The sequence below is a fragment of the Anabaena sp. EIM26 genome (assembly GCF_057568715.1).
Genome location: NZ_CM172472.1, coordinates 4,456,364 through 4,474,611, shown reverse-complemented (window position 1 = coordinate 4,474,611; position 18,248 = coordinate 4,456,364). Strand labels below are relative to the sequence as shown.

18 protein-coding genes and 1 pseudogene are annotated in these 18,248 nt (G+C 38.0%); 10 read left to right on the top strand and 9 right to left on the bottom strand.

All coding sequences use genetic code 11. From position 1 onward, the window contains the following. Positions 1–31 precede the first annotated feature (31 nt). The 3 genes and pseudogenes from AC012T_RS19315 to AC012T_RS19305 form a co-directional block, all read left to right on the top strand. Positions 32–2,164: a DEAD/DEAH box helicase gene (locus AC012T_RS19315; RefSeq protein ID WP_487060350.1), complete on the top strand. Its 2,133-nt coding sequence runs from the start codon at positions 32–34 to the stop codon at positions 2,162–2,164. A gap of 2 nt (positions 2,165–2,166) precedes the next feature. Further along, a complete protein-coding gene (locus AC012T_RS19310) occupies positions 2,167–2,826 on the top strand; it encodes a DUF2290 domain-containing protein (protein WP_487060349.1) in 660 nt (219 codons plus the stop codon). 13 nt (positions 2,827–2,839) lie between these two features. Continuing rightward, positions 2,840–3,076 (top strand): annotated as a pseudogene (locus AC012T_RS19305) (ABC transporter ATP-binding protein); the annotation flags it as partial. A 15-nt stretch (positions 3,077–3,091) separates the two neighbouring features. Here AC012T_RS19305 and AC012T_RS19300 read toward each other — a convergent pair. Then, positions 3,092–4,039, bottom strand: a complete 948-nt coding sequence (locus AC012T_RS19300; protein WP_487060348.1) for a diguanylate cyclase — start codon at positions 4,037–4,039, stop codon at positions 3,092–3,094. 344 nt (positions 4,040–4,383) lie between these two features. On the opposite strand from AC012T_RS19300, the gene AC012T_RS19295 reads away from it, so the two are divergent. Further along, positions 4,384–5,307: an ABC transporter permease gene (locus AC012T_RS19295; RefSeq protein WP_487060347.1), complete on the top strand. Its 924-nt coding sequence runs from the start codon at positions 4,384–4,386 to the stop codon at positions 5,305–5,307. 121 nt (positions 5,308–5,428) lie between these two features. Here AC012T_RS19295 and trxA read toward each other — a convergent pair whose 3' ends face one another. Further along, entirely contained in the window at positions 5,429–5,755 is a 327-nt protein-coding gene (gene trxA, locus AC012T_RS19290; protein ID WP_487060346.1) for a thioredoxin, read from the bottom strand. Between the two features lie 294 nt (positions 5,756–6,049). On the opposite strand from trxA, the gene AC012T_RS19285 reads away from it, so the two are divergent. From AC012T_RS19285 to AC012T_RS19270, 4 genes are all read left to right on the top strand, one after another. Further along, the gene (locus tag AC012T_RS19285) at positions 6,050–6,655 is read left to right on the top strand and encodes a vWA domain-containing protein (RefSeq protein ID WP_487060345.1); all 606 of its coding nucleotides are present in this window, start codon (positions 6,050–6,052) and stop codon (positions 6,653–6,655) included. Positions 6,656–6,752: 97 nt separating this feature from the next. Next, on the top strand, positions 6,753–7,358 hold the full coding sequence (locus AC012T_RS19280) for a vWA domain-containing protein (RefSeq protein WP_487060344.1): 606 nt from the start codon (positions 6,753–6,755) through the stop codon (positions 7,356–7,358). A 160-nt stretch (positions 7,359–7,518) separates the two neighbouring features. Next, on the top strand, positions 7,519–8,124 hold the full coding sequence (locus tag AC012T_RS19275; RefSeq protein WP_487060343.1) for a vWA domain-containing protein: 606 nt from the start codon (positions 7,519–7,521) through the stop codon (positions 8,122–8,124). A gap of 27 nt (positions 8,125–8,151) precedes the next feature. Next, positions 8,152–8,544 (top strand): salt stress protein, Slr1339 family, encoded by a 393-nt coding sequence (locus AC012T_RS19270; protein ID WP_487060342.1) that lies wholly within the window; start codon positions 8,152–8,154, stop codon positions 8,542–8,544. 56 nt (positions 8,545–8,600) lie between these two features. Here AC012T_RS19270 and AC012T_RS19265 read toward each other — a convergent pair whose 3' ends face one another. Then, entirely contained in the window at positions 8,601–8,963 is a 363-nt protein-coding gene (locus AC012T_RS19265) for a winged helix-turn-helix transcriptional regulator (RefSeq protein ID WP_487060341.1), read from the bottom strand. A gap of 100 nt (positions 8,964–9,063) precedes the next feature. Between AC012T_RS19265 and AC012T_RS19260 the strand changes: the two genes are divergently transcribed. Further along, positions 9,064–9,300 (top strand): CDGSH iron-sulfur domain-containing protein, encoded by a 237-nt coding sequence (locus AC012T_RS19260; protein WP_487060340.1) that lies wholly within the window; start codon positions 9,064–9,066, stop codon positions 9,298–9,300. Positions 9,301–9,618: 318 nt separating this feature from the next. On the opposite strand, the gene AC012T_RS19255 is transcribed toward AC012T_RS19260, so the two are convergent. The 5 genes from AC012T_RS19255 to AC012T_RS19235 form a co-directional block, all read right to left on the bottom strand. Further along, positions 9,619–11,853, bottom strand: a complete 2,235-nt coding sequence (locus AC012T_RS19255) for a glycoside hydrolase (protein ID WP_487060339.1) — start codon at positions 11,851–11,853, stop codon at positions 9,619–9,621. 190 nt (positions 11,854–12,043) lie between these two features. Beyond that, positions 12,044–12,274 (bottom strand): NifU family protein, encoded by a 231-nt coding sequence (locus tag AC012T_RS19250; RefSeq protein WP_042466033.1) that lies wholly within the window; start codon positions 12,272–12,274, stop codon positions 12,044–12,046. Positions 12,275–12,435: 161 nt separating this feature from the next. After that, positions 12,436–13,095, bottom strand: coding sequence for a DUF3386 domain-containing protein (locus AC012T_RS19245; RefSeq protein WP_487060338.1), 660 nt, complete (start codon positions 13,093–13,095; stop codon positions 12,436–12,438). 105 nt (positions 13,096–13,200) lie between these two features. Then, positions 13,201–14,982, bottom strand: coding sequence for an ATP-binding protein (locus AC012T_RS19240; RefSeq protein ID WP_487060337.1), 1,782 nt, complete (start codon positions 14,980–14,982; stop codon positions 13,201–13,203). A gap of 186 nt (positions 14,983–15,168) precedes the next feature. Next, a complete protein-coding gene (locus AC012T_RS19235; RefSeq protein WP_015215319.1) occupies positions 15,169–15,405 on the bottom strand; it encodes a hypothetical protein in 237 nt (78 codons plus the stop codon). 336 nt (positions 15,406–15,741) lie between these two features. On the opposite strand from AC012T_RS19235, the gene lepA reads away from it, so the two are divergent. Next, positions 15,742–17,553, top strand: a complete 1,812-nt coding sequence (gene lepA, locus AC012T_RS19230; RefSeq protein WP_015215320.1) for a translation elongation factor 4 — start codon at positions 15,742–15,744, stop codon at positions 17,551–17,553. A gap of 52 nt (positions 17,554–17,605) precedes the next feature. On the opposite strand, the gene AC012T_RS19225 is transcribed toward lepA, so the two are convergent. Further along, positions 17,606–18,088: a Uma2 family endonuclease gene (locus AC012T_RS19225; protein WP_487060336.1), complete on the bottom strand. Its 483-nt coding sequence runs from the start codon at positions 18,086–18,088 to the stop codon at positions 17,606–17,608. Between the last annotated feature and the right edge of the window lie 160 nt (positions 18,089–18,248).

The window sequence follows — 18,248 nt, the reverse complement described above, 5'->3', positions numbered from 1 at the left end:
ATCTGAAATTGCACAGAACGATTACTACAAATTGAAAAATAATAGAGGTAAAAATATGGTTAATGTAATCAGAGGTGATGTAAATAACAAGCCAGTTTCGTCTAGAAGACTAGCTAATTACTTTGAACGTAGACGCGATATTACTGGCAGCTTATATCTGGGATATCCAATAATAGGAACTTCTCAAGGTGGTTATCCAATTGATGCACTTTTAGTATCTAAAGAACATGGCGTAGTTATTTTTAACATTATCGAAGGAACTGATACTGACATAAATATAATACAAGATGCACAGGATGAAAGTTTCAACAAACTTGAATCTAAACTTAAAGGAAACACAAATCTTAATAAAGGAAGGAAACTAATGGTGGCTATAAATGTAGTCACATTTGCACCTACATTGATTAATAAACCAAATAATCTTTCAGAAGATTATATCGTAGTAACTAAAGAGGCTGAATTAGAAGATTACTTAAATTCCCAAAATTGGGAAAATAGTCAATATTTTGAGCATCTTAACTCAGTTATACAAGCTATAACGACTATTAGAAAAAGAAACCAGCGTAATTATGTTAAACGAGAAGATTCAAGAGGTGCAAAACTAAAAAGGCTTGAAGATTCTATTGCTAATTTAGATCATGATCAAAGTGCTGCTGTGATTGAAACTGTTGAAGGTGTCCAGCGGATTAGAGGTCTTGCTGGTTCAGGCAAAACTATAGTCTTGGCTCTTAAAGTTGCATATTTACACGCCAAACATCCTGATTGGAATATTGCTGTTACCTTTAATACTCGTTCATTGAAAAATCAATTTAAGCACTTTATCAACACTTTTTCTATTGAGCAGACAGGTGAAGAACCAGATTGGGAAAAAGTTAAAATCATTCATGCTTGGGGAAATCCTTCAATGGAAGGAATTTATTATGAAGTGTGTAAAAAGCATAATATTGAATTTAGAGACCTAGATGCAGCTAAAAAAATGGCTAATTTCTATGGTCAAGAATTTGATAAAGTTTGTGAAGAAGCACTTGATAAAATTAGCAGCTTTGAGCAGTATTTTGATGCAATATTAATTGATGAAGCGCAAGATTTTTCTAAACACTTTCTGCAACTTTGTTATAAAATTTTAAAGCAACCTAAAAGATTAGTTTATGCTTACGATGAATTACAAAGTCTTAGTAATAAAACAATGGAGTCACCAGCAGAAATTTTTGGAAATGATATTTATGGAAATCCCTATGTTAGGCTTCAAAATAAATCAGGAGAACCCAAACAGGATATTATTTTAGAGAAATGCTATAGAAATTCCCGTCCACTGCTAACTTCTGCTCACGCATTAGGTTTTGGAATATATAGAAAGGGGGGATTAATCCAAATGTTTGATAATGCAGGATTGTGGACAGATATTGGCTATGAAATAGAAGAGGGAAATTTAGAAGAGGGAAAACCTGTAAAGCTTGCTAGAAATGAAAATACTAGTCCAAAATTTCTAGAATCTCACTCAGAGATTGACGACTTAATTATGTTTAAGTCATTTAATAATAATATTGAACAAATGGAATGGTTAGTAAAGGAAGTAGAGAAAAATATTAGGGAAGATGAATTAAGGTATGATGATATTATGATTATTCATTGCAATCCCGTTAAAACTCGTGATGCAGTTGGAACTCCTAGAGCTTTATTGCAAAACAGAGGAATTAACTCTAAACTGACTGGAGTAGCAAGTTCACTAGATGATTTTTTTGGTGATAAAGAAGTCACTTTTACGGGCATCTATAGAGCAAAGGGAAATGAAGCTGCAATGGTATATGTGATAGATGCACATGAATGTTTCTCAGGTTCAGAACTAGCCAAAAAGAGAAATATTTTATTTACAGCTATTACAAGAAGCAAAGCTTGGATTAAAGTATTAGGTTACGGTGAAAATATGAGAGGTTTAGTAGAAGAATTTGAAGAAGTTAAAAGAAGAAACTTTGTTCTTGAGTTTACATATCCTACAGAAGATGACCGAAGAAAAATGAATGTTATCAATAGAGATATAGATCCTAAAGAGCGTGAACGTAAAAATAACCAAGAGAGAAATGGAAAAGAGTTAATGCAAAAGTTAAAGCAAGCCTTAAAAAAAGGTACAATAAACAAAGAAGATTTACAAGACCTTATCTCGTAAAAATGACCAGTTATCAAAAAATTCTCCAAGAGATTCAGGCTATCACTACAAAATTAATACAAAATAGTTTGTGTGATCAACAAAATGATGCTTCATGTAAATCGGTTGGTAAAGATAGTTATGAGATTGCATATTCCGGTATGCAGGATCTTTCAATAGCATTAAAAAATATTGATTACAAAAATATATATCAGGAATTAGACAAAGGTAAAAACTATAATTTTAAAATGCTTGATGGTGCATTAATACAACTTTTGTACACTTATAAAAATTCCGAATTGGTTTCACATAGACTTGCATTTTTACCATCACCATTTTTAGAAGATTTTCAAAATAGTCCTGAAATTTATGAAACAGAAGAAATATATGCAGATATAATAGCAAAAAATATATTACCAGTACCAATGAGATTCGATTATGATCCAGATAACCATCAGGAGTTAGATCACCCGAAATGCCATTTAACGTTAGGGCAATTTGAAAACTGTCGAATACCTGTTTGTTCCCCAATTTCACCGAATACTTTTATATCCTTTATTCTTCGTAGTTTTTACAATACCGCTTTTAGAAAGTTTACAAAAGATTTTTCTTTTTCCAGAAACCTTTTCAATGAAACGATAACTCCTAAAGAGAAAAAAGTATTACATATAGCTATTTATTGATCAATACTGATTGTTAGACTCAGAATCAGAAGCCTTAGTACAGGAGGCTTTAGAAAGATTAATGAAAAACCGCACAGTGCTAATTATAGCTCACAGATTATCGACTGTTCGCAAGTGCGATAGCGAAGCGCTCCGTAGGAATCGCATTTTGGTTTTAGAAAAAGGACAAATAGTAGAATCAGGAAATCATGAAGAATTGTTAGCTTTAGAAGGGAGATATGCCCGTTATTATGCTCAACAGTTTAGTTAAATTAGTTGACTGCTATCAGTGATAAGCTATAGTACGGTTGCGTCCTTGATTTTTAGCTCGATACAGCGCTTTGTCGGCTCTTTGAATGACAGTATCAATGGTTTGATCTCCTAAATTATAGTTGGCTACACCAATACTAACCGTAATTGATACTTGTTCTTCTAGCACAGAAATACGTTGATTGCTAATATTTTCTCGAATACGTTCAGCTACTATCACAGCTTCATCAATATCAGTCTCTGGTAGTAATACAACAAATTCTTCACCTCCAAATCTACCAAAGCAATCTACTTGCCGCAAATAATTAAGAACCATTTTTGTCATGAAGATAATTACTTCATCTCCTATACTATGTCCAAATGAATCGTTAACTTTTTTGAAATTATCAATGTCTATTAACAGTACAGATAGATAAGTATTGTATCGCTGAATCCGGCTAATTTCCTGTTCTGCTTTTGTTAAAACATAACGACGGTTCCAAACTCCAGTTAATGGATCTGTATTGGCTAATTTTTCCAATTTTTTGACTAATTCTTCTTGTGCTTGTAATAATTCTTTTAATTTTTGTTGTGAATATTTTAATTCTAAATGCATTCGCACACGAGCCAGAAGTTCAGAAGCGTGAAATGGTTTGGTCACATAATCAACTGCACCCTTTTCAAAGGCTTGAAGTAAATGATCTTGATTTTGACTAGCCGAGATAAAAATAATCGGAATTTCTTCTAGTTCTGGATCAGATTGGATTTTTTCACATACCTCTAAACCATCCATATCTGGCATGATTAAATCTAATAAAATTAAATCTGGACGTACAGATTGAACATATTTTAAAGCTTGATAACCATTGGATGCAAAGGTATAGTTGTAGCCTACATTATCTAATGCTTTGGCAATAAGTTGTAAATTTAACTCAACATCATCAACAACTAATATTAAAAAATTTTCAGGTTTAAATAATTGCATAGATTTATAATTGGGTAAAAGAATAGAGGTTGTTAATGTTTTTTGAGGTGTGTAATTACTTTTTAGTCCAAAGATTTAATTTAAAAAATATCCGTGTAGCGATTGTACAAGGATAACAATTTGTATAAATCTTCCTAAATTACCAATATACCCATTTTATGATACACTTCTTAGGGCTGTTATGTAATCAGGGTATAAATATATCCAATATTTAAATTTTCTTGATGAAAAAGATTTGGCAAATTAAAAATTTTTGATCCGATTAAACAACTCAAAATTATTGATTCAGAATATTTGTGAACCATGATAATTTATCAAAAAAAGCAGAGGTTAAAAAATAGAGAATGGATAAATTTAACTTCTTTTCCGATTATCTAATTGCGAGTTTTCGTCTAACTGTACCCTTAGCTTATGCTGCTTTAGGAGGATTATATTCTGAACGGTCAGGAGTTTTAAATATTGCTTTAGAAGGAATGTTACTCAGCGGTGCTTTTACTAGCGCAGTAATTACTTTTTATACAAGTAGTCCTGCGTTGGGATTACTAGCTGCCTTATTTGTTGGTGGGTCGGTGGGGTTACTTCACGGTTTTTTATGTGTGACTTTGCGTGTTGATCAGTTAGTTTCTGGTTTAGCCATTAATCTTGTTGTATCGGGGATAACATCATTTTTAGCGCGGTTAGTATTTCCAGGCAATAGTATCCAAAGATTACCAGAAATTACAACTATGATCGTTCCTGGTTTAGCTAATATTCCTCTTATTGGCAAACTTTTATTTCAGCAAGATATTTTAGTTTATTTACTATTTTTATTAATTGCTTTAACAACATATGTATTGTTTCATACAAACTTTGGTTTAACCCTTAGGGCTGTGGGAGAATATCCTCAAGCAGCAGATACATCTGGGATATCAGTACAAAAGGTGCGTTACTGTGCTGTAATTATTAGTGGCTGTCTTGCCAGTTTAGGAGGAGTTTATCTTTCTTTAGTAGCGGTGAGATTTTTTGCTGAAGGGATGAGTGCTGGCAAAGGATTTATTGCCATTGCGGCTTTAATATTTGGTAGATGGCATCCTTTAGGTAGCGCTTTAGCTTGCTTGCTATTTGGTGCAACCGAAGCTTTGCAGTTACGCATACAAGCTTTGGGTGTAAATATTCCTTATCAATTTTTATTAATGTTACCTTATGCGATCGCTCTTTTGGCATTAGCAGGATTAGCAGGTAAATCTACACCACCAAAAGCATTAGGTACTGCTTATCAAAAGCGCTAATTACAGCCATTGTTTGGTCTTACCCTCAGAGTTGACAGAGATTCCTATAGATTATGTAACCTGAAACAAAACATGACTGAGATATCTAGCAATATTTAGCCTGATTACTACTCAGGGATAACTAAGAGGGAATATACTGTGATAAAGTCTTAGCTAAAGTAGTTTTTGGTACTGCACCAACAACGGTATCGACTTGCCGACCCCCCTTAAAGACCATTAAAGTGGGAATGCTACGAATACCATAATGACTGGCAACTGTGGGGTTTTGATCTGTGTTCAGTTTCACCACTTTTACCTGTCCTTCATATTCAGCAGCAACTTCATCAACAACGGTTGCCAACATTCGACAAGGGCCACACCAAGGGGCCCAAAAATCAACTAAAACTGGAGTCTCACTCTCCAACACTTCTTGCTTGAATGTGGCTTCTGTGACATTAGTAACAGTCATAGTTGTTCTCCTGATTTGATTCAGTCGTTCGATCAGATCGAATAAACTTGAAAGCTGGATATTTCCTCATGCTTAAGGGAGGTGATCCCGATGCATTAATTGGAAAGCAGATTGTGGGCTAGGATTAGCAATAATCAACAACATAGAATATTCAGTTATCTAGCGATTTTACCGCATAAACCCATTTTATCGAGGTTTTAATTACTTAAATCATTATTACAATGCGTCTTTACACAGATACGGTGTTATTACCTAAAGGTTAAAATAAGAGCAGAAAAATCATGAGAGGGATTTATGATGAGCGATCGCGACTATACATTAATTATTGATAAAAGTGGTAGTATGTCCACCCCTGACCAAGCAGGTGGTAGAAGCAGATGGGAAATAGCCCAAGAATCTACCCTCGCTTTGGCTAGAAAAGCCGAACAATACGACCCTGATGGACTCACAGTTTACGTTTTTTCCGGAAGATTTAAACGTTACGAAAACGTTACCTCCAGCAAAGTAGCACAAATATTTCAGGAAAATGACCCTGCTGGTACAACCAACTTAGCTGCTGTGCTAATGAATGCACTCGATAATTACTTTCAGCGTAAAACTGCTGGACAAGCTAAACCAAATGGGGAAACAATTTTAGTCATTACCGATGGTGAACCAGATGATCGCAAAGCAGTATTTGAAGTCATCATTAACGCAACTCGAAAAATGGAACGGGACGAAGAATTAGGAATTTCCATTATTCAAGTAGGGGTAGATCCTCAAGCTACGAAATTTCTCAAAGCTTTAGATGATCAATTGCAAAGTGTTGGTGCTAAATTTGATATTTGTGACACCGTAACTTTAGACGATTTAGAAGATATGAGCCTTGCAGATGTCTTGATGAATGCCATCACAGACTAATTCATAGTCATTTTTTCTGGCGATAACCTCTAAACTTATTTTGGATAAATCGCCGCCAAAATATCAAATATAACTACTGAAAACGGGAGAATTATAAATGTTAGAAAATCGGGATTACACACTAATTATCGACCATAGTGCTAGTATGGCAAAACCATCTGAAAAAGGTGATCAAAGCAGATGGTTAGCTTTACAAAAATCTACATTCGCCTTGGCTTGTAAATGTGAACAATTTGATCCCGATGGTATAACAGTTTATCTATTTTCCCGAAAATTTGAACGTTTTGATAATGTGACTTCAGCTAAAGTATCACAGATTTTTGAAGAAAATATTCCTGCTGATACGACAAATTTAGTAGGTGTACTTCAAGATGCTATTAATAACTACTTTACCCGCAAAGCTGCTGGTTTAAGTAAGCCCAATGGAGAAATAATTTTAATCATCACTGATGGCAAACAAGATGATAAACAAGCAGTTTGTGAAGTCATAATCAATGCTACACACCAAATGGAACACGAAAAGGAGTTAGGAATTTCCATTATTCAAGTAGGCTCAGATCCTCAAGCCACAAAGTTTCTTAAAGCTTTAGATGATAAGTTGCAAACCGTTGGTGCTAAATTTGATATTTGCGATACCATTACTTTAGAACAATTAGAAGAAATGAGTTTAACAGATGTCTTGATGAATGCGATAAATGACTAAATATCAATTTTATGTGAGGCTTCACAGAATGATGACATCAATTTAATTATCCATTTTTATCTGCGATCAATTATTCTTGATATCTTATTTCTATGCAACTCATATTAATTTGGTATGAATTGATTTTATATATTTTCCATCACAACCGGAGGATTGAGAAATGCTAGACAATCGTGATTACACTTTAATTATTGACAAAAGCGGTAGCATGGCTACTCCAGATCAAAAGGGTGGGAGAACTAGATGGGTAGCAGCCCAAGAATCTACTTTAGCTTTAGCCAGTAAATGTGATCAACTTGATCCAGATGGCATCACTATTTACCTATTTTCTGGTAGATTTAAACGTTATGAAAATGTCACAGCTAGTAAAGTTGTGCAAATATTCCAAGAAAATGATCCTTCAGGTACTACTGATTTAGCAGGTGTATTGAAACACGCCACTGATGATTATTTTCAACGCAAATCTACCAATCGAACTAAACCTAATGGAGAAACAATTTTAGTTGTTACTGATGGTGAACCAGATGATCGTAAAGCGGTGATGAAGGTAATTATAGAAGCTTCTCGCAAGCTAGATCGAGATGAGGAATTAGCTATTTCTTTTATTCAGGTTGGTGGAGATCCCAACGCTACCCGTTTTCTCAAAATCTTAGATGATGAATTGCAAAGCGCAGGGGCAAAATTTGATATTTGTGACACAATTACAATGGAAGATATGGAAGATATGAGTTTATCTGAAGTACTACTAAATGCAATTAATGACTAGTTATAGATATAATTAGGACTAAAAGCAATGGATTCCATTGATAAGTTATTAGCTGAACTTCAGGCTGAATATTTAGAAGCAAAACCACAACCGCAGCAAAAAATAACTCCACCTAAACCCTTGATTTCTTCTTCAGCAAAGTCAAATTCTTTAATAGATAACTTGTTATCAGAAGTCAAAACTGACTTTTTGGAAAAAGATGCTGAGGAAGAATTGAAACGAAAGCAAGAATTAGAACAAGAAAAAATTCGTCAAGCACAATTAAAAGCTAAACAATTAGAAACTCTGAAAAAGCGAGCAAAAGAGTGGTTATCTAAATTAGACCCATTTTCACCCGAAGGGCTTTGGTTTGAAAGGTTTGCTGAAGCATACCCTTCAAAATTAGAAGCTGCAATTGAGTATCTACAAACCAATGAATAAAATTATTATTTGGTCATGGGTAATGGGTAATTATTGCTGTGTTCTACTTTTACAAATTACAAATTACTATTTTGACGTTGATTAATATGAGATAAATGCTGACTAGCCCATTCGTGCATTGCATAGAGAATTGGTTTGAGACTTTCTCCTAAAGGTGTGAGTGAATATTCTACCTTAGGTGGGATTTGTGCATAGATTTCTCGGTGTACAATACCATCCTCTTCCAATTCTCTAAGTTGCTGAGTGAGCATCTTCTGAGTAATCCCGTGTAAAGAACGTTGCAACTCCCCAAACCTTTTTGCTCCCGTAATTAATTCTCTAATTATTAATACCTTCCAACGTCCACCGATGATCTTAATCGTGTTTTCCACTTCACAAGTCAGCCTCATCACACTATTGTTTTCTGCTTCTGCTTTCATAGTTACTTTTTAGTAAGTCTAGTACTTTTAAGTGCCTACTATTCATAGTAGTTGTACATAGGGTAAAGTCAATAGTTATTAGAGGAATAAGGAGAACACTATGAACGAACCTGTAATTGCTGATAAAAAACCTGCGATTTTAGAACTAGAAGCAGGGACTTATTACTGGTGTACCTGTGGAAATTCACAGAATCAGCCTTTTTGCGATGGTGGTCATAAAGGTAGCGAATTTATACCCCAAGCTTTTGAATTAACTGAGAAGAAAACAGTCGCTTTGTGTCAATGTAAATATACAGCTAATGCCCCTTTTTGTGATGGCGCTCACAGTAAACTTTAAGCTGTAGTGGGAACAAAAATTAACAGAAATATTTTTTGTTCTAGTAATTAGCGTTAAATAATTACTGTTGAAAAACTCAACAGCCCCTTTTCCTTTTTTCACCCATTTAGAGAATTGGTGGGTGTTTTATATTTGAATATCTTAGAGGATGTTTGAAAATTCCCAGAAGGTATAATTTGTCATTCTGAGCGCAATAAAACGGAGGGAATAATCTAGGGTTTCGGAGACATACCGAGATGTTTCACTCCGCTTCGCTGCATTCAACATGACATAGACAGAACTTTTTCTGATACTTTTAAAACATCCTCTTTGATGCTGTTAAGGTACTTCAATGGGAATCAAGGTATTTTCCGGTAAGTAGCTGTGAAAACATCCTTCATCTGCTAAAACCAGCATCAAACGCAGGGGATAATCTGGGGGAACTTGCAAATCTGCCCAAGGTATGGCTATTTCTAAACAAGTATCTAAAGCAGCTTGAGCGCGACTAACACGAGGATGCCATTGATAGTTATCTCCTGCTTCTCGAAATTGAATTGATTGTGTGAGTAAATTAATTTCTAGATGATGGTGAAACAGATAATTAACTGGCGATATATCTGGTGCTTCTGCTAAGGGTACGGGGCTATTAACCATTGTTCGGTCTGGATAAAACCAGAGTAAATTCAATTCTGGTGGTAGTTCTTTTCCTGGTGCAATGCCGCTTTTAAAGTCTACCCGCAAATAGAAATTCAGGTGATCTACTCCATACCACAGTCTCTGAACGAGGCTGCTGTTGTGCATTGTTCCCCGTGCGCCACCGATTTCTAAGCGTCCAGCTTTATCCCAGTCTTGTTCATCACCTAGACCATTAATAACTGGATGAATAAAGCCTTCAGGCCGATGATCTGCCCGTGCTGCATGGATTTCTAATGGTTTTGTCAAATAGGCGGGTATGGGTTCATTTAAGGCTTTATAAATGCCATAGAGATGTTCACGAAATAACTTGTCAAAGATGGCATCTTGATTTGAGGAATGTCCTTCGCCAAACCACCAAAACCAGTCCGAACCTTCGGCTGCATATAAGGCTTCCCAAGCCGTGGGGTTGTTCTCTTCTGTGGCTTCGGGGTGATTGGCTAAAACTTTTCTGGCGTGGGTGAGGTAGTCCCAGGCACGATTTTTGGCGGGATCACCTATCCAGGTGGTGAAGCTGCCATCTACCCAGGAACCGCTATGGAGTTGTTCTCCGGGAATGGTGGCTGTGGGGGGAAATTTGTCTAGGAATTCGGAGACGGTGACGAGTTTGATGTGAGGTTCGTCACTTAAGCTTTGATATAGGGTTTCTAGGAAGGGTTTACCATCTTGGGGATAAAATTCCCAGCAATTTTCACCATCTAGGGCGATGGTAACTAACCAGGGCTGTTCGCTGGGGTTCTCTCTTTGCATTTTAGCGATCGCTTGCAAATGTCCCACTAAGTCTGCTGTAGCCTGTTTTGGTGGCATCGAACTGTATGTAAAACCAATCAAATCTGATAATCTATGGTCGCGGAATACTATTGATACATCACCAGCGGGAGTTTGTAACCGATAAGGACGATAAAGCAATTCTGGTTGCATTACATTTCCTGCCCCGTCCCGATGGAAAAAGTGTTTCAGCGTCCAACCCAAAACGGCTTCATCTGAGCAAATCCACTTAAAACCTTGTTTAATAATATACGGTAAAATTTCTGGACTAACTGACTGTTCAGAAGGCCATAAACCGCGTGGTTCTTGCCCAAAGCGGTCTTGATATAAATCCCAAGATTTTTGTAAATGACGGGGAATATCTTCAGCCCACTGAAAACGATCATCCGGTAAGTTCATGTTGGGGACTGCTACCCGTCCGGAATTGGTATCTGCTAATAAGGGTAAAATCGGATGTGTGTAGGGGGTTGTAGTGACTTCTAGTTGACCCGTTTCCTGCATTTTCCGGTGTTGGGGAATAATGCGGCTGAGGATTTGGCGTTGTTTAGAATAAATGCGTTGGCGATCGCTTAAAGTAAAATTTCGTCCCTGTTTTAACCAAGCCGCAATTTCTGGGTCATCCCAAAACAGTGGGTCAATCCAAGCCAAATTATGCCAAGCCAGTAAATCGCTGTAATCTGAAGCTTGCCAATTTGCTAAACACCAACCTTGTCCTCGTTCCTGCCTTTGGCAGTACAACTCGGCATAGCGAGGATGAGGATCAATTAGTGTGTGGTGATTCGCATCAAAAAAATGCTCAACAATAAATTCCCGCTGTTCTGTGGTTAATTTTTCAACAGGTGTCAAGCTGGCTGTCAGGTAAGGATCAAAGGCAGTACCAGCAATATAATCTTCTAGTTGCAAAATCAAAGATGGTACTAAATTCACCGTTTGGTGTAACTTAGGATACTTTTCTAACAGCAATATCAAATCCAGATAATCTTTAGTTCCATGTAACCTTACCCAAGGTAGACGGTACTGCTGGCTAAGAGAACCCGCGCCACTGCTGCTAGGAGACTTATACAGTGGCTGATGTTGATGCCAGATAAAAGCGACATAGAGGGGGTGAGACATAGGGAGTGATCAAGTAATGGGGAATAATTTTGAATTATGAATGATAGTAATTCATACTGGGTAATTGGTGATTGGTAATTGGTAATTGGTAATTGGTGATTAGAACAATGACTTTCTCATCCTACCCATCTTTCCCAGTCCCAAGTCCCAAGTCCCCAATCCCCAGTTCCCAGTCCCCAGTCCTCAGTCTCTAGATAACCTGCTCGATTTCGGAGATTTCGGGGATCATTTCCTTAAGACGGCGTTCAATACCCATTCTCAGAGTCATTGCTGAACTGGGACAAGAACCGCAAGCACCTTGTAACCGCAGTTTTACAATCGGTCCATCGAGTTCTACCAGTTCCACATTACCGCCATCAGACATCAGGTAAGGACGCAATTCATCTAATACGGTTTCTACGTTTTCAGTTGTCAGTTCCAGAGTTGCCATAGTTGTAGACCTGCTAAATTAACGATTGGGGTGAAAATTGGAGTTTAGGAATTGTCTGCTTTACCCAAAATATCCAAAATTTATACTTTTGCTGATTTAAATCGATCCTAGATCCAATTGTCGCTATATTCTCAGTTATCTGTTTTTGATCACTAAAGCAGCTTGATATGAGAGTAGGTAAAATTAGTGATGGAATGAGCCGCATTCAAGGAAACATCACTAATACCATTTTCATACTCTTCTACCACTTGCTTAGTCATGATGTAATAATCATCAAATTTTTCATAAGTGTCTGTAAATTTCAGTACACTGCTAACTTCATTGGTTTGAGAGTCGCAAAACACCACATCATAGCGATTGGCAATGTAACCAGCACTAGTATCAAAGTAGTCCAGAGTCTCAATCAGCAAAGCCATACGACCCATGACTCGATTTTCTTGATAAATTCTGCGATCGCGGATTTTATACTGGGAATCTATAGATTTACCTTTCACTAAAACTATCACTGAGTCTGTTTCATCTGTCTGCCCCAAACTAAACTCGTGCTGACTGTAGGACTGCTGAAAATTAGTGCGTTTGCAGCGTGTAACTGTTTCTTGTAACTGGATATAAATGCCTTCTTCGATTTCGTTATCTACAACACCTGTAACTTCTATATTTAAGTCAGGGTTAATCTGAATTTTGCCAGTATAAGCATCACTTCCCTGTAGCAGTTGTACATCTGCGCTGTAACCAGGAAAGTTATCGTCCCAAGTGTAACGACTTTCGTAAGCAGTTTGAAATAAAATGCCTGCTGTTGTCTGAACTGTCATAAAAGCACTTTGACTTCACTTTTATTCACTCTAGCAGATACTTCAAGTTGGGTAATTTATGCCGATAGATAGGCAAAAACTCAACTCTCTTTTCTCTATTCCCTTTTAAAATTTAGTTTCTATCTCGCACTCGCTAGGGGAACACAACACGGGTTGTTGATAAAGTGGGACAGTAAACGTGACAGTTGATCCAAGCCCTTCGCCTAAACTGTAAAAATGTACCTCACCCCCCATAGCCTCTATCAGCTTTTGGGATATGGTTAGTCCCAAACCTGTACCACCATAATGACGAGTACGGGAACCATCCACCTGAGAAAATAATTGAAACAATTTATCTTGTTTATCTAAAGAAACACCAATACCAGTATCTGCAACTCTTACCTTCACCATGCCAGGTAATATCTGTGATTGTAATTTGCCTTTGCCTTTTTTGAGGACTAAATCGGCACTGATGGTGACACCACCTTCGTTAGTGAATTTCAAGGCATTGCCCACCAAATTAAGCAACACTTGTAATAACCTTCGGTAGTTACCTTGAACGATGATTTCATCGGATGTAGTCGGCATTTGGATCTGAAAGCTGAGGTTTTTCATCTCGGCTTGGGGACGCACAAAGTTTTCTACATCAGTGAATAACTCATGAAGTCTGACAGGACCGCAGCGGATGTCCATTTTGCCAGCTTCAATTTTGGCAAAGTCTAAAATATCATTAAGAATACTGAGAAGATGAATGGATAAGTCATGAGCATCTTGTACAAATTCATGCTCTTCTGGCCCATCTGCCATCCCTTCTAAAATCAGCTTTAACAACCCAATCATGCCGTTGAGAGGGGTACGAATTTCATGGGATACGTTAGCCAGAAATTCGCTTTTTAGGCGTGAAGCTTCTTCTGCTTCTTGCCGCGCCTCTTCTAGTTCTTTATATAAAGTAGCATGAGCGATCGCAGTTCCTAACTGGTCTGCTAATTCTCTGCTCAATTCCAATTCAGTTTCTGTTAATATGTGGCATTCATTGCTTAAGCTTAAGGCAAATAATGCATTCGCTTGGTCTTGATAGCAAGTAGCCACCAGCAAAAATTTTTGTTTTTGAGAATGCTTAGGAACTGGAAACTCTATCACCATCGGTTCTAAAGTTGCCAAAACTTGAGCAAAGGCAGGTTCAGAAGATATATCTATTTCTGAGCCAAGCATGGGATCTAAGCCTGGTTGGTGATACTCTGCGATGACCTGGACTTTCGTTATATCGGGCTGATAAGGACAGATAACACAGCGTTCTAGTTTGAGTACCTTTCCTAAACTATCAACCGTTTGCTGCCAAATAACATCTAAATTCAGGGTTCGCCGAATATTTCTGGTGATTTTATTTAATAATTTTTGGTGTTGCTGCGACACTTGCGACATTTTCAGCGCAGGCAAAGTCATTTCTGGTTGTGAAGGCTCTCTGGATTCTTGATTCACTACTTGAGTTTTAACTCTAGCTTGCAACAACCGCCCCATCACCAAAACTGTTGTCGCGACTTGACCTAATCGCGGCATGATCGGAGTAATTGTCAACTCCAACTCTAATAAATCCTGACTGCATTTAAACCAGCACTGAACCCTTTCTGGAACTAGATTTGTCAAAATCCGGTGCAATCGTTCCAGATAGGCAACTTCATCTACTGGACTAAAGGTTTTATGCTTATTAAGCACATCAAGTATTTTCCCAGTCTTTAAATCTAGGAATTCGCTATGCTGCCAATCAAATGTCAGATAACGCCCAGTTCTATCTTGCGTATATACCAACTCAGATCCGAGAGTTGCTAATAGGCTATCCGTGCTGCGGTTGATAGATTCCAGGTTCTGAGAAAATAAGTTCGCCAATTGGGTGTTCGCAGTAATAGTCATTAATCGAGTTGGATAGACAAATTGCTTTCCACCGTAGTTGTACTAAAGCTGTTTAAATTTTGGCATAAAGTTTTACAGCTTTTACATTTTCGATTGTGTATTTTTGACTTTTTTGGAATCTAGAGCCTTAAAATTTACATTTCTTATCATTAAGGGGTATATAGCGCAGGTAATTGATAGCTAATTTCAATCATTCCATTCACCACGAGGAGGAACTGGTGTCCGCATCGGAGTGCGTGTTAACTCATCATCTCTAGGTACATCTCCCCGCAACCATTGACGGATAGCAACCTCAATCACTTTACTAGGATCATTGGTGAGATGCTGAATTTGCGCTATTAACTCGGAGTCTAGGCGAACAGCTATTTCTACCTTATCGGGGTGTTTTTTTTCCACATCGGTAGGTTTTTCTTGCATATTCATGGGTTTAAATGCTCTGAAATGTTTTGTTTAAAGATATGTCAAGCAGTTATACTGATAATTTAGGCTATTTCACTGACAAAATTGCGCCTCCCTTTCGGGGTAAGTCCCTTTGGTGTAATTAATGCTTATTTATTGTATGCTCTTGGTTGAAAAATACTAGCAGCTATCATTAGACTTTCATAATATTATTAAAAATTCACCTATCTAGAGAGTGGGGATTGAGGAAGTACTCTACCACCAATCACCAATTACCAATTACTCATTGCCTAATAAAGCATTAAAATACATTAAGTAAATAGCTTTAACTTTTGTTTGCTGCTGAAGCAAAGATGGTATATGACTGACGTTCCCGCAGTTCGCATTCGTAATTTTTGTATTATTGCTCACATTGACCACGGGAAATCTACTCTCGCTGATCGCCTTCTACAAGCCACTGGGACTGTAGAAAATCGACAGATGAAAGAACAGTTTCTCGACAACATGGATCTGGAACGGGAGCGCGGCATTACAATTAAGCTGCAAGCTGCCCGGATGAACTATACTGCTAAAGATGGCCAGCAGTATGTTTTAAATTTAATTGATACTCCTGGACACGTAGACTTTTCTTATGAAGTGTCGCGTTCTCTAGCTGCTTGTGAGGGCGCTTTATTAGTAGTTGATGCTTCCCAAGGTGTAGAAGCACAAACTTTGGCCAATGTCTATTTGGCACTGGAGCATAATCTAGAAATTATCCCAGTTTTGAATAAAATTGACTTGCCAGGAGCAGAACCTGACAGGGTAATTGGTGAAATTGAAGAAATTATTGGTTTAGATTGCAGTGGTGCGATTCTGGCTTCTGCTAAAGAGGGAATTGGTGTTCCCGAAATTTTAGAAGCCATCGTCGATCGCATACCACCAGCACCAGATATCATTAATGAACGTTTACGGGCGTTGATTTTTGATAGTTACTATGATAGTTACCGGGGCGTAATTGTTTACTTCCGGGTAATGGATGGTAGTGTCAAAAAAGGCGATCGCATTTACTTGATGGCATCTGGTAAAGAATACGATATCGACGAGATAGGCGTTCTTTCTCCCACCCAAAAACAAGTTGAAGAACTACACGCTGGGGAAGTGGGCTATTTAGCTGCATCAATTAGGGCTGTAGCTGACGCACGGGTAGGAGACACCATTACTCTAGCTAAAGCCAAAGCCACAGAAGCTTTACCTGGTTACACCGAAGCCAACCCTATGGTTTTTTGTGGGATGTTCCCCATTGATGCTGATCAATTTGAAGATTTGCGGGAAGCTTTAGAAAAACTCGAACTCAATGATGCAGCCCTGCATTATGAACCAGAAACTTCTAGTGCTATGGGGTTTGGTTTCCGTTGTGGGTTCTTAGGTTTACTGCACATGGAAATTGTCCAGGAACGCCTAGAACGTGAGTATAATTTGGATTTAATCATCACAGCCCCATCGGTTGTTTATAAGGTGATTACGGTCAAAGGGGAGGAACTATACATTGATAATCCTAGTCGCCTACCCTCTCCGAATGAGCGCGAAAGAATAGAAGAACCCTACGTTAAAGTAGAAATGATTACGCCGGAAACCTACGTTGGCGCTTTAATGGAGTTGTCGCAGAATCGCCGGGGTATTTTCAAAGATATGAAATATCTCACCCAAGGACGAACCACACTCACCTATGAGTTGCCTTTGGCAGAAGTAGTCACAGACTTTTTTGACCAAATGAAATCGCGATCGCGCGGTTATGCCAGTATGGAATATCATATCATTGGCTACCGTGAGAATCATTTGGTGAAGCTGGACATCATGATTAACGGTGAGCCTGTAGATTCTTTAGCGATGATTGTTCATAGAGATAAAGCCTACAATGTCGGCAGAGCAATGGCTGAAAAGCTCAAAGAACTGATTCCCCGTCATCAATTCAAAGTCCCCATTCAGGCTTCTATTGGCAGTAAAGTCATTGCCAGTGAACACATTCCAGCTATGCGAAAAGACGTTTTAGCGAAATGTTACGGTGGTGACATTAGCCGCAAAAAGAAACTCTTACAAAAGCAAGCCAAGGGTAAAAAACGCATGAAAGCAGTAGGTACAGTAGATGTACCCCAAGAAGCATTTATGGCTGTGCTGCGTTTAGATCAAAACTAAGATTACCGAAGCAGGGTTTTTCCCTGCTTTTCGGAATCTACACCTGAAAAAATTATCCTTGCGGTTCTATTCCCAAAGCTCTTAACTGTGCTTCTAGTTGTAAAGTGCGTTGTCGAGCTAATTCGGCTTCTTCTTTTGCGGTTTGAGCTTCCTGTTGAGCTTGTTGTGCGCTTTCTGTACCTGTGGGGAGAATGTTTCCGGCTTTGTCGCACCAACGCAACCAAATATCTTGTTTCCCCTCAAATACTCCTTCCCACAAAGTTAAACCCAAACCTACTTCGGGAAAATAGAAATCATCGGTTTCTAAATATTGTCTAATTCCTAGTTGGTAAGTACGCAGTAGCTGATCTCCCAGCATTCCCAAAGGATCAAATATGGCATAATACCAGACACCCATGCGAGCATAATCTTTCAATTTAGAACCTAATTCCTTGCCTTCGCGGTTGGAAACTATCTCTATCACTACATCTGGCGCTTTACCAAACTGCCAATTAAAATAACTCCGGTTCTTCTTCTCTCCCCAATTTTCCGGCATAGTGACATCTAAACTGAGGAAAACATCCGGTACAAGCGGGGGGTAAACCGATGTTTTGACACTCCCCGGTCTAAAGACACAGGGATTCTTGGTTCAACGAGACCACTTAAACTAGACTCCTTGCGTTATCTAGTATCAGAGGTGGGACTCTCCACGCCAG

Excerpts from the sequence above, each read along its gene's own strand:
- trxA (WP_487060346.1), bottom strand. The coding sequence starts at position 5,755 with ATGACTGTTACTAATGTCACAGAAGCCACATTCAAGCAAGAAGTGTTG.
- AC012T_RS19310 (WP_487060349.1), top strand. The coding sequence starts at position 2,167 with ATGACCAGTTATCAAAAAATTCTCCAAGAGATTCAGGCTATCACTACA.
- AC012T_RS19270 (WP_487060342.1), top strand. The coding sequence starts at position 8,152 with ATGGATTCCATTGATAAGTTATTAGCTGAACTTCAGGCTGAATATTTA.
- AC012T_RS19225 (WP_487060336.1), bottom strand. The coding sequence starts at position 18,088 with ATGCCGGAAAATTGGGGAGAGAAGAAGAACCGGAGTTATTTTAATTGG.
- AC012T_RS19300 (WP_487060348.1), bottom strand. The coding sequence starts at position 4,039 with ATGCAATTATTTAAACCTGAAAATTTTTTAATATTAGTTGTTGATGAT.
- AC012T_RS19280 (WP_487060344.1), top strand. The coding sequence starts at position 6,753 with ATGTTAGAAAATCGGGATTACACACTAATTATCGACCATAGTGCTAGT.
- AC012T_RS19265 (WP_487060341.1), bottom strand. The coding sequence starts at position 8,963 with ATGAAAGCAGAAGCAGAAAACAATAGTGTGATGAGGCTGACTTGTGAA.
- AC012T_RS19285 (WP_487060345.1), top strand. The coding sequence starts at position 6,050 with ATGATGAGCGATCGCGACTATACATTAATTATTGATAAAAGTGGTAGT.
- AC012T_RS19295 (WP_487060347.1), top strand. The coding sequence starts at position 4,384 with ATGGATAAATTTAACTTCTTTTCCGATTATCTAATTGCGAGTTTTCGT.
- AC012T_RS19235 (WP_015215319.1), bottom strand. The coding sequence starts at position 15,405 with ATGAATATGCAAGAAAAACCTACCGATGTGGAAAAAAAACACCCCGAT.
- AC012T_RS19255 (WP_487060339.1), bottom strand. The coding sequence starts at position 11,853 with ATGTCTCACCCCCTCTATGTCGCTTTTATCTGGCATCAACATCAGCCA.
- AC012T_RS19240 (WP_487060337.1), bottom strand. The coding sequence starts at position 14,982 with ATGACTATTACTGCGAACACCCAATTGGCGAACTTATTTTCTCAGAAC.
- AC012T_RS19245 (WP_487060338.1), bottom strand. The coding sequence starts at position 13,095 with ATGACAGTTCAGACAACAGCAGGCATTTTATTTCAAACTGCTTACGAA.
- AC012T_RS19260 (WP_487060340.1), top strand. The coding sequence starts at position 9,064 with ATGAACGAACCTGTAATTGCTGATAAAAAACCTGCGATTTTAGAACTA.
- lepA (WP_015215320.1), top strand. The coding sequence starts at position 15,742 with ATGACTGACGTTCCCGCAGTTCGCATTCGTAATTTTTGTATTATTGCT.
- AC012T_RS19275 (WP_487060343.1), top strand. The coding sequence starts at position 7,519 with ATGCTAGACAATCGTGATTACACTTTAATTATTGACAAAAGCGGTAGC.